This is a genomic window from Flavobacterium sp. HSC-32F16, assembly GCF_024171645.1.
Lineage (GTDB): Bacteria > Bacteroidota > Bacteroidia > Flavobacteriales > Flavobacteriaceae > Flavobacterium.
In genome coordinates this window covers 1-12,668 of sequence record NZ_JALKAC010000007.1, presented here as the reverse complement: position 1 = coordinate 12,668, position 12,668 = coordinate 1, and the positions used below count along the sequence as shown (strand labels likewise).

Here is a 12,668-nt window from a genome sequence, read left to right as displayed (position 1 = left end):
AAATTTGTTAATTGCCTATTCTACTTCTTTCCTCTTCATTACCCTTTTCTCTTTGCCTCTTCTTAATTTCTTTATTTCCGAACTTAATTCGGCTTTCCATTATATTTCCTTAATTAAAAGCATATATAAAAAATCATATATAAAAATTTTCAATTTCAATATTAGTTTTATCCTGATCAATATCAACACCATACGCTGCATGAATATTTTCAATTAAAGCTGCCAGATCTTCTAATGTTCTGTTTTTGAACAAATCATTTATAGAAATTTTCACTTCAAATTCTTTATGAATAAGACTAATTAATCTTGTGGCACTTAAACTATTTCCTCCTAATTCAAATAAATTATCTGCGGCCCCTATTTTCTGAATTCCTAAAACTTCCTGCCATATTAAAACTAGCTTTTTCTCAACCTCACTTCTTGGAGCTACATATTCTTTTCTCATAATATCATCTCCGGATATACCTGGTAAAACTTTTCTATCCACCTTTCCATTTGGAGTCAGCGGTAATTTTTCTAATTCTACATAAAAACCAGGAACCATATAATCTGGTAACTTTTCTTGTAAAAATTTCTTTAGTTCTGTTTTATCTACGTTTGTAATCGATACTAAATAGGCAATCAATACTTTCTCGTGATTCACTTCTTTTGACTCAACAATTACTTGCTTTAAATTCTCTGAATACTGTAATATTGCATTCTCTATCTCACCAAGCTCGATTCTGTGCCCTCGTATCTTAACCTGATGGTCTTTCCTTCCCAAAAATTCAATGTTACCATCCGGCAGCCACCTGCCCAAATCTCCCGTGTCATACATTCGTTCTCTGGCTGTAAAAGGATTCGAGATAAACTTCTCGTTTGTAAGTTCTGGTTTGTCAAAATACCCCCTTGCTATTCCAGCCCCTGACAGGTAAATTTTACCTACTACTCCAACGGGAACTAAATGTAAATCAGCATCTAAAACATAAACCTGTGTATTGGATATTGGTTTACCAATTGGAAAGTTGATATAGCTTTGGTTGAGTGCTTTATAACTTGTACTATATGTTGTATCCTCTGATGGTCCATACAAGTTTCTAACTTCTATTTTTTCTGTCTGAAGTTTTTCCACAATATCAGGAGGTACAATTTCTCCCGCCATATTGATAAAAACTACATTCTTGAAATCTGTGTTATCATCTAATAAATTTCTAATTACAGAAGGCACGGTATTTAATGCTACTTTGTTTTCCTCATTTATATGATTTTTTATTTCCAAAGCATTATTTAAAACCCTAATTTTTTTTCCTATTGCTAAGGTGTAAAAGATCTCATATATTGATAAATCAAAACAATATGATGTTGCCGCATACATGATTTCAAATTTTGACTGATCAAATTCCAATTTTGACCAATTAATCAATGCAGCTGCATTTCCATGCTCTATCATCACCCCTTTTGGATTCCCTGTGGTGCCTGATGTATAAATTACATATGCTAAATCATGGGGTTTGTTTATTTTATCTGGATTCTTTTTCGAATATTGCTGCTGCACTTCTGTAAATACACCTAAAGCTTCTTCATCAATAACAATCTTACTATTGCTATCCTTCTCGATATAAGCGATTCTTTCCTGAGGGTAATTAACATCTATCGGCACATAAGCCGCACCCGATTTTAATATTCCCAGAATAACGATGATCATCTTCTCGCTTCTATTGAGCTTTATACCGATCAAATCATCCGGTTCAACAGCATAATGATCTCTTAAGTAAAAAGACAATTGGTTTGCCTTTTCATTTAGCTCCTGATACGTTAGTTGTGTTTCTTCAAATACAACTGCAATATTATTTGGTGTGCTGACAGCCTGCTCTTCAAATAAGTCTATTATTGTTTTATCTTTTTGATAAGCTGCCGCTGTATCATTAAATCCAGCCAACAACTGCTGCTCTTCGTCTTTGGTGAGGTAGCCAATCTCCTGAATAGGCATTTCAGGCTGTTCCAGAGCTGCCGCAACAAGATTCTCAAAATGAATAAACATTCTTTCTATCAAATACGCATCATAGATGTCTGTATTGTATTCAATGGTCAGGTCTAATCCTTCTGTTTCAGCAAAAGTGAAGCTCAGATCAAATTGCGATGTTTTTCTGGAAAACTCATAATCACTTACCTGAAAATTTGCCAGTTCCTCATTATTAAGATTATTCAACTGTCCCTGGTTTTGTAAAACCACCAGAACATCAAATAAAGCGGTACGACTCGTATCTCTTTTTAAGTTCAGTTTGCCTACCAATACATCAAAAGGATAACTTTGATATTCGTAAGCTCCCAATAAAGTCTCTTTTTGGGATGCTGCCAGATGAGAAAAACTGATTTCTTTTTTCAATTGAGTCCGTATGGCAAGCGTATTGAGATACAAACCTATTTGATGCTCCAGATCCGGATGTTCTCTTCCTGCTATTGGTGTTCCAATTATGATGTCGTCCTGACCTGTATATCTATACAACAAAGCATTTATTCCCGTCATTAAACTCATAAACAAGGTAAGATCCTGTTCTTTTGAGAACCTTTTTAATTTCTCTAAAAATACTTTTGAAAATCTGTGTGTAACACTGTCTCCATTATAAGTCTGAATTAACGGTCGGATTTTAAAAGTGGGCAAATCCAATACAGGCAATTCTCCTGCAAATTGTTCAAGCCAATAATGCTCAGATGCCTGATACTTCTCCTGCTGTATTTCGTCATTGAGCCACACTGCATAGTCTTTGTATTGAAGGCTTAATTCCGGTAAGGCAATTTCTGTTCCTTGTATTAATGCATTGTAGGTTTTCACAACCTCTGAGATCAATACTTCTATTGACCATCCATCTCCAATGATATGATGAAGGGATAAGAAAAACACATATTCTTCTTCTTTTAATTTGATTAAAGATGCTCGTACAAGTGGTGCTTTTTCTAAATCGAAAGGCTCATTGTTTATTTCTTGTAAATAATCGGCAATAGCTTCTCCTTGATTTTCTATTGCACTATAGTCCTGCTCTGTTATTTTAAAGTTGACCTGATCTGCAGCTGCTATATATTGTCGAACAACTCCTGACTGATCGGTTTTGAAGCTGGTTCTCAAAATTTCATGACGATCGATCAGTCGTTTAAAAGATTCTTTAAATTTAGTCCCATCGACAACTCCTGTTAATTTGACTGCCGCTGGCATATTATAGGCTAGTGAACCGCCTTCTAACTGGCTCAATATCCACAGTCTGCTTTGCGAAGATGTCAACGGATAAGATACCGCTTCTGCTGCTTTGGGTATTGCTATAAAATCCTTCTCCTGTAACTCCTTACTCAGACTTTCTATCGTTGGATTGGCAAAAAATACCTTAAAAGATACTGTTTTTCCTAATTGCTTATGGGTACGGTTAATTACTTGAGCTATAATCAGACTATGTCCTCCTAACTCAAAGAAATTATCGGTTATGCCTATTTGCTCTATTCCTAATACTTCCTGCCATATTAGAACTAAATTTTCTTCTGTTTTGTTTCTTGGCCCTGCATACTCTTTTCTTATTACATCTTCTACAGAGATCCCCGGCAAAGAGTTCCTGTCTATTTTTCCATTAGGGGTTAGGGGCAATTTTTCTAATTCAATATAAAAACCCGGAACCATGTAATCCGGCAATTTCTCTTGCAGAAAGCTTCTCAATTCCGATTTATCTATTTTTGTCGTCGATACCAGATAGGCAGCCAATACTTTCTCTTGGTTGTTTTCTTTTACTTCAACAACTACTTGTTTTAAATCTTCTGAATACTGTGAAATTGTATTTTCTATTTCTCCCAGCTCAATTCTATATCCTCTGATTTTTACCTGGTGGTCTTTTCTCCCTAAAAATTCAATATTTCCGTCGGGTAACCAACACGCTAAATCTCCAGTATCATACATACGCTTCCCTTCTATAAAAGGATTTGCAATAAATTTCTCTTCTGTCAGCTCAGACTTATTTAAATAACCTCTGGCCAGACCAGACCCCGAAACATACAGCTTTCCTGCTGCTCCAATTGGCAATGGTTTTAATGCTTCATCCAATATATAAACTTGAGTATTTGATATTGGCCGGCCAATTGGAATAACTGACTTTTCAAAATCCTCTTTGGTTACCTTATAAATCGACACACAAACAGCACATTCTGTAGGTCCATAGGCATTATAATAATCAATTCCTGATTCTGCAACAGCTATTGCTTTAGTTGAATTAGCAGATTCTCCGGCAGTAATTATACATCTCAATCCAGAGATATCATTTTCTGACAATAATCCTAAATAACTTGGAGGAAAAGTAACTACTGTTGATTTTGTCTCTTTTAAAAAATTGGTAAATTGATCTTTATCTTTAATTATTTCTTCTGTCGGAATACATAATGCGGCACCACTATACAAACTCATCATGATCTCAGATATGGATGCATCAAAAGCTGCTGAAGCGAACCATATAATCTTGTCATCTTCATTAATCCCAAAAGACTTAATCTGATCCAAAGACATATTTATGTTACTCGTATGTTCAACCATCACCCCTTTAGGTTGTCCGGTAGAACCCGATGTATAAATAACGTAGGCTAAATCTTTAGACGAAATAGGTACATTGATATTATTGCTGCTATTATCTTCAAAAATGATTGATTTTAAAGCTATTGTCTCACAATTATCAATATTTAATTTGTCACTGTCACTAATTAATAATTTTAAACCGCTGTCTTTTATTAAATAGTCTATTCTTTCCTGAGGATAATTTGTATCTATCGGTAAATAAACCGCTCCTAACTTTAATATTGCCAATATTGAAATGATTCCAATATCAGATTTAGGTAAAAAAACACCAATTATGTCTCCTTTATCTATAGAATGTTGGGAAGAAATATAATGGGCTAACTGATTTGCCTTTTCGTTTACTTCCTTATAAGTTAATTTAGTTTCTTTAAATAGAACAGCGATATTATTTGGAGTCTTTTCAACTTGTTCTTCAAATAAATCCACTATCGTTTTATCTTTCGGATAAGCTGCATCGGTATCATTAAAATTTACCAATAATTGATGTTTTTCTTTATCAGACAGCAATGGATATTCCGATAAATTAAATGTTATGTTACTTTCTAAACTAATTATAAAACATTTAAAACACTGAACTAAACGTTCTGCTATTGCTTTTTTAACAAAACCTTCTAAATAAGAAGCATGAATTTCTATGTCCCCTCCCTCATTTATTTTTATATCGAACAAAAGACCATTACAGTATAACTTAGATTCGGAATTGATTTTTATACTGTAATTAGAGAAAATACTTAAATCATTACTACCTATTTTTTTAGATAGACTATCGTTATTATAATCTGAATGTTTTAATGCCTCTAAAATTTCAAGTTTGACCTCATGTAGATATTCTTTAAATGATGTTTTTAAATCTATGGGATATGATAAAAGCAGGGAATTATTTTTATCTTCAAAATCTGACACGACAAAACCGTCAAATTCATTAATTAGTTTCTTTAACAAAAAAGAATAAACAGCACTTATAACAGTATATTGAGCTATTGGTTTTTTATTGGTAAGACTGTTAAAATAATTTAGTTCATCGGCATTAACAGTGACATAAGGCAGACTATTTTGTTTCTGATGCCCCAAAAGAACTTCCTCTCTATTTAGTATCTTTTTCTTCCAATATTTTGAAACAAAATTAATATTATTTGACACCGTATTCTTATCCATAAATTTTACATTCCTATTTTCTGGCCGCAACCAGTGTTGTATTGTACAATTTTATTTTATGCCTATTTTAAAGAATCACGCAAGACTCTTCATTTCTATTCTAAAACTATTTCTATAAAGTCTAAATCTTCTCTTGATCTATTAATTTTTAACATTTAGACTTAATTAATTTTATGCCAAAATAGCATTAACATTTATCTAAAAATTACGGGCTTTTTCTAAAAAAATTACGGACTTTTATATACACCCAAAACATTAATCATGAGCCGAATAACTACATGATTTATTATTTTAAAAATTTTCTTCTTTTTAAAAAATCAAAAAAAAAAACATCCCTAATTTTGTTAAATAAACACACATATATGTGCTTTTTCGGCTCAGTTACCTTTAAAAGGCTGAGGTAAGTTTTTTTTGGGTTTAATAAGTTTGAATACAATACCAAAACACATTCGCAGTTTCAGTTCACGATAATTGCTGCTAAAAAGTTCTTTAAACTTTTTGATGTCAGCCCAGCTCAAAATAATTGTATTTTGTTTCCGGAAATATCTGCTTTAATATTGCGTTTGAACTAAGTCAAGTTTTTTTAATGCGATCTCAAAAGCGCATGCACTGATATTTGTTTTGGAAGTATTTAAAGTATATACTTTCATTATAGCATCTTTTATAGTCTGGGAAATATCATTAAAAATAGTTTCATCATCCATTTTAACTTCTTTTTGCATAAAGTAAGCAAAAAGCCGAACCATGCCGCAGTTTGAGATAAAATAGGGCAATAAGCTTACTTTGTTATCAACATTTTCCATAATTGGACCATAAAATACAGCCGAATCGGCAAAAGGCATATTAACACCGCAGGAAATAATTTCTAATCCATTTAAAACTAAAAGCTCAATTTGATTTTGAGTTATTTTCTCAGATGTAGAACAGGGTGCAAATATTTCTGCGCCTATGGTCCAGATTTTCTCATTAATCAATTCCAAAGGAATTTTATTTTTACTGACAAGTTTATTTGCGTCTTTAGTCAGAAATAATACGCGGATTTCCTCCATAGAAAAACCCTGCTCATTTATTAAACCTCCTTCACTATCAATTATTCCTATAATCTTAGCACCCAAACTAGTTAAATAAAATGATGTTGCAGCACCTACACTTCCAAAACCTTGAATGATAACCTTCTTCCCTTTTAATTCTCCTCCATACAGCGTATAATAATGTCGAATTGCTTCTGCGATACCAAAACCATTAATCATTTCAGAAATAGTATATTTTTTACTAACATCAGGAGAGAATTTCGAATTCTCAATTATTTTTAAAACACCATGACGTAATTGGCCAATCCTATTAATTTTATCTGCCTCTGTATGTTTAAAATGTCCATTAGAGATACCTTCTTGTGGATGCCAAATACCACATTCTTCTGTGATAGGAACAACTTCATTAATATCATCAACATTAAAATCCCCATAAGTCCCATAATAGCTTTTCAATAAAGGAGAAATCACTTTATACCAACGCTTAAGCACATCGTTTTTTCGTGGATCATTTGGATCAAAATTAATTCCTGATTTAGCGCCGCCAATAGATGGTCCAGAAACTGAAAATTTCATCTCCATCATCTTGGCTGAATATAAAACTTCTTTCATATTAAGTCCTTTTTTCATCTGTGTCCCGCCACCCGCAGCGTCACCTCGAAGAGAATTGATAACGGTCCATCCCTCAGCTTCAGATTCAGAATCTTTCCAATTAAAAACAAGCAAAGGTTCTTTACTTTCAAAGTTATTTAGTGCTTTTTTCATTTTAGCTTGAATATTATTTTATTGGGCAATTCTGGTTACGCGTACATTTATTTTCATTAATAAATACAAGCATATTACTGTACTTTTATATATTATGAATTTGACATCTGATTTAAAACTTTTACACTTGAACATCCATTACAATTCACCATTATCTGTTTCTTAATTATCTCAAATAAATTGATGAAAAATGTGTTTAATTCTTTCCTAAACCTCTTTAAATACTTTTTTGACTTAAAGAATTAACTTTTACGAAAATAACAGGAACACTTATCTGAAAATTACGGGCTTTGTGTATAAAAATTACGGAATTGCATTTATTTGTAAATCGAACTATTTAAAATCAGCAATTTGAGGCAATAGTATATTGCTCTAAAAGCAAGAATTACTTTTAGAAACAGTTTTTAAGTTTTGTGAATTGTGGATTTAGAAATGAAGCGTAATTTCTATTCTTGTACCTATGCCTATTTTTGATTCCAAATAGAATTTACCATCCATAGACTCTGTTCTTTCGGTGATGTTGGTCAATCCAATACCACTTTTTTTGGATTTAACATCAAAGCCTTGTCCGTCATCTACAACAGACATTATCAGGGATTTATTACTAGACTTCTGGATAGTGATCACGCAATTTTTTGCATTCGCATATTTGATAACATTTAAAATAGCTTCCTGAACGATTCGATATAAATTTATTTTGTAAATATTTTGGATATCTCCCCACTCAAAATTTGAATCTGTTATGTACCTGAAGTTGGTTTTACTAATGTCTTTTTGATTTTCGATTAAGCTCATTAATAAGCTGTTAAAATCATTACTGTCCAAAAAAGAAGTTCGGCTTAAATCATGAGATATAGTTCTAATTTCATTTTCTATAATTTGTAACTCGAATATAAACTCTTTTCTCTTTTCGATGATTTGTACATCTACTTTAGAATTAAAAAAACCTAAATTCATACGAACACTATAAATTTTGTTCATTATCCCATCATGTAATTCTCTGGCGATCCTGGATTTCTCATTTTCTTTGGCAGAGTTAATTTTTTCATGTTGCTCTGTTAACAATAAGTATATTTCCTCATTAGCCTTTTTCTGCAGCTTTAAAAACCTGATTTCGTTATTTTTAAATTTAAAATATCTCAAAATAAAAACAATAACTAATAATAGAATCACACCAAATGAAACAATTAAGATATAGAGATTTTTTGTAGTTAAAACTTTATTTTCATCTTCAATCTTAGACGTTTCATATTCAATTCGTGCATATTTATTATGCGTATTTTTTTGGATAAGATTTATACTATCGCTCAATTTTATATATTCATTTGCATAGTAAAATCTATTGTCTTTATCTAAAACAGAAAGCAGCTTTAATGAAGTTAAAATTTCATTGTTATTCTTGATTCTAATTGCCAATTGCTTTGCTTCTTTGAGAATTTGAATTGCTTTACTAGTATCTCGTTGGGTTAAAAAATATTCGCCAATATGGATCTTTTTATAGAGAACGTCAGATTCATTTCCATGATTTTTCACTATTTCCAAAGATTCAGAAAACATCGCATAAACATTATGAAATTGTCCGTTTTTCATTTTTGAATAAGCCAAATTACTGAGAACATTTGCGTATAATCTAGGTGATTTTTCTTTTAAATTCTTTGAAAGTAATTCTCTTAACTTTTTTATAGATTTTGAATATTCACCTTTTATATCATAAAGATTACAAATGTTAATAATAGATGCTACATTATAATTAAGTATTTCATCTTGATCTATACCTGTAGATTTCAATGTCTTGAAACTATTTAAAGCCATTTCGTGATACCATAATGCTTTATCATAATTGGCTAACTTCTCCAGACAATTTCCCATTAAGGTATTACAGGAATAAATTAATCTTTCATCTTTAGAGCCTTTTAAAAGCTTTAAAGCTTTAGAAATTTCAACTTCACATTCTGTATAATTTCCATCATAAAAAAGTACATACGCTTTATTGAATAACATTCTTGCCGTGTTATCATAATCAGATAATTTGTAATACAATTTTTCTGCCTGCAAATAATAAAAATAGGAACTATCTTTTTTTACATTTACATAGCTATCTCCAACATAATAAAGTGCCTTTGCAATTCCCTTTTTATCATCGACCTCCTTTGATAGCTTAAGCGCCATTAAACTTGCCGATAATGATTTTTTTAAATTATTATTATTATAAAATTCTGTAGAAATCTTAAAGTAAAGATTTCTAATAACTGAATCATTATTTTGATACTTTAATAAAGCATTTATAGAATCGAGATACCTTTCTTTCGCATTACTATCTAAATTGTTAGCAAATGAAATACCTCTACTTAATTCCGAATTAGTGGATTGAGTTTTTGTGCATGAAAAAATTACCAGCACTAGAAATAAAAAAAAAAAATTAAATAGAGTTTTCAATAGTTTAATTATTATTTTACAATTTCAAATATAAGCTTTTGAAAAAAAAGACTACTAAATTTAAAAATAAATAAAATAGTCTTCTTATAAAAATAAAAATTAATCTTTTCTGGGCGGTCTTGGATTGCTTGGATCACCATCAATAATAGACGTAACGTTTACCTCTTGAATTATATTCGGCACTACAGAGTCTTGTACCTGCTGAATATTTGTTTTTTCATTTAAATTGTTTAATGAATATTTTGGTGCAATTTTTAATTCTCTCGATTTATCCTGAGGTATTTCATAATCATCATTTGTACATGAAAAAGTTAGACACGAAACAAAAATTAGCACTGCTGAAATAAATAATTTGTTTTTCATAAAAATAATTTTAGTGATTATTTTAACAAAAAAACTACTATAACCAAATTAAAATGTACGGTAAATCCGTAAAATTCACATTATTATCCAAAATAATTTAATTTGATTATTGTTTATTAACCATTAATTAGCATTGTAATGCATTTAATATTATACTACGGAAAGTCCGTAATATTTCTTACATTTGTTTAAAATCGAATTAGACAAATTTATGAATCTAAACATTTTAATCGTCGAAGACCATCCGATGACTGTGGATAGTTATGTCAACCTTTTATCCGACGATCTATTTCAAGAAAACACCCCAAACTTTATAAAGAGCTATAATTGTGAAGATGCATATAATAAAATTATTTTAAACCTAAAGCAAAATATCAATATTGATGTTGCATTACTTGATATAAATTTACCGCCTTACAAACAATTAAATATTAATGATGGTATTGATCTGGCATCTCTTCTGAAAGAAAAATTTGCGAAATGTAAAATAATTCTTCTTACAATGCGTAGTGAACCTTTGACTGTAGACAAAATAATAAAAAGCATACGGCCTGAAGGCTTTATATCAAAAAACGATATCAATTTTGAATTATTTCCTGTGATTTGTAAAAATATTATTAATGGCGAAATATTTAGAAGCAGTACAATCGTAGAATCTCAAAGGGAACTTTTTAAAAAAAATATAAACTGGGACAATCATGACAGTCAGATTTTAATACTAATTTCTCAAGGTGTCAAGACAGTAAACCTTACTGATTATATCCCTCTTTCTATGAGTGCCATAGAAAAAAGAAAAGCAAACATAAAAGATCAGTTATTAAGAGGGAAAGGAAGTGATAAAGATTTAATAGAAAAAGCTAAAACTTTAGGATTATTATAGAAATTTACTATTTTATTTTTTGGCCGCCGAATAGAAATATTTAAAATGCCATACATCTATGAGTACCAGTTCTCCCCATAAAATTTATGCTTGCTTATTTTTTAATAGAACACTTTAAGTAGCTTCTACCAATAACACTGAGGAATTAGTATATATCTCTACTTTTAAGAAAAATAAAGCCGACATAAGAGTTTAATTCATTTGAACTAGTTTCCAAAGATTTTCTTGATCAGATTACTATTCAGGTTTTTCCCCTAAGAGGTAAGTTTGTGTATTTACATATAAAAAGACGTAGTTGGACTAATAAAGTAATGGAGAAATAATTAAAAGAGACTAGACTTTAGCAGCCCAAAAAACACACATGACTCAGGAGTTTGCGGCTTTTTTAAAAGAAATTAATAGATACAGCGCTGCAGATTGCCATACCAACTACAAGACAATATAAAAAACATCTGAGTTCCTTTACCACATGGGCTCATGCAAACATGCGCACCAATGGATCATTTATCCCGAAAACATGGGAATCATTAACTATTGACAAGGCCGCTTTGTCTCAGGGAGAGCTTTATACCATTGTAACGAACAAGAAATTTAAAGGTAAAAAAGCTGTTTAGCAGCTATTGTTGCCGGAACTAAAGCTGATCTTGTTATAGGGCATATCTGCAAGATCGATTAAAAGAAGAGATCCTTTATCAAAGACATATAACACTTGATACGGCTAATTCTATGAAATTAATCTCAAAAAGATGTTTTTCCAAAAACGATACAAGTCACTGACAGATTCCATGTCCAAAAATTAGCTTTGAAGGCATTGCAGGGAATTAGAATCAAGCATCGATGGGAAACTGTGGATTTTGAAAATAAGTTGATCATACAAGCAAAATCAGAAAACAAAACATACATCCCCTAGCTTTTACCCCAACGGATATTCTGTAAAACAACTTATTAGCAAGAAACAGATATCTGCTTTATAAATCTTGCGAAAAATGGACTCAAAATCAAAAGGTAAGAGCACAAATGCTGTTCAATCTATATCCCGATACAAAAACAACTTATAATTTAAACTAACAACTTCGAAGAATTTATAATAAAAATAATGATAAACACATTTTCATGACCAAATTGGTATAGAAATATAGAGGAATCAGATTTTTAAAACTCAATATTCTGCTCAATACTATAACTTTCAATTACCAGTCCATCTTAAACTATTTTGATAATAAAGTACAAGTGCATCAGCAAAATCTTTTAATGCAAAATAAAAGCATTTAGACCTCAATTTAGAGGGTGAGAAGTATAGATATCTTTTTATTTAGATTATCTAATCTTTTTGCTTAATCCCTAACTTTTGCACTTGATCCAAAACCTATCCTGTTGTTTTGTTTACAGTGACTCAGGATAATGAAAGAATCTAAATCCAAAAATGATTAAAATCAAAAAAATCCCCATCAAATAC

7 protein-coding genes are annotated in these 12,668 nt (G+C 31.0%); 3 read left to right on the top strand and 4 right to left on the bottom strand.

Annotated elements, in window-relative coordinates; all coding sequences use genetic code 11:
- Positions 1-133: 133 nt before the first annotated feature.
- The 4 genes from L1276_RS17910 to L1276_RS17895 form a co-directional block, all read right to left on the bottom strand.
- Entirely contained in the window at positions 134-5,737 is a 5,604-nt protein-coding gene (locus tag L1276_RS17910) for a non-ribosomal peptide synthetase (protein WP_253790229.1), read from the bottom strand.
- A gap of 551 nt (positions 5,738-6,288) precedes the next feature.
- Positions 6,289-7,533: a Glu/Leu/Phe/Val dehydrogenase dimerization domain-containing protein gene (locus L1276_RS17905; RefSeq protein ID WP_253790227.1), complete on the bottom strand. Its 1,245-nt coding sequence runs from the start codon at positions 7,531-7,533 to the stop codon at positions 6,289-6,291.
- A gap of 426 nt (positions 7,534-7,959) precedes the next feature.
- A complete protein-coding gene (locus L1276_RS17900) occupies positions 7,960-9,969 on the bottom strand; it encodes a tetratricopeptide repeat-containing sensor histidine kinase (RefSeq protein WP_253790225.1) in 2,010 nt (669 codons plus the stop codon).
- Between the two features lie 99 nt (positions 9,970-10,068).
- A complete protein-coding gene (locus L1276_RS17895; protein WP_253790222.1) occupies positions 10,069-10,332 on the bottom strand; it encodes a hypothetical protein in 264 nt (87 codons plus the stop codon).
- Between the two features lie 211 nt (positions 10,333-10,543).
- On the opposite strand from L1276_RS17895, the gene L1276_RS17890 reads away from it, so the two are divergent.
- From L1276_RS17890 to L1276_RS25375, 3 genes are all read left to right on the top strand, one after another.
- Positions 10,544-11,212: a response regulator gene (locus L1276_RS17890; protein ID WP_253790220.1), complete on the top strand. Its 669-nt coding sequence runs from the start codon at positions 10,544-10,546 to the stop codon at positions 11,210-11,212.
- A gap of 485 nt (positions 11,213-11,697) precedes the next feature.
- The gene (locus L1276_RS25290; protein ID WP_256527414.1) at positions 11,698-11,826 is read left to right on the top strand and encodes a hypothetical protein; all 129 of its coding nucleotides are present in this window, start codon (positions 11,698-11,700) and stop codon (positions 11,824-11,826) included.
- Between the two features lie 149 nt (positions 11,827-11,975).
- Positions 11,976-12,122 (top strand): hypothetical protein, encoded by a 147-nt coding sequence (locus L1276_RS25375; protein ID WP_371924206.1) that lies wholly within the window; start codon positions 11,976-11,978, stop codon positions 12,120-12,122.
- Positions 12,123-12,668: the final 546 nt, after the last annotated feature.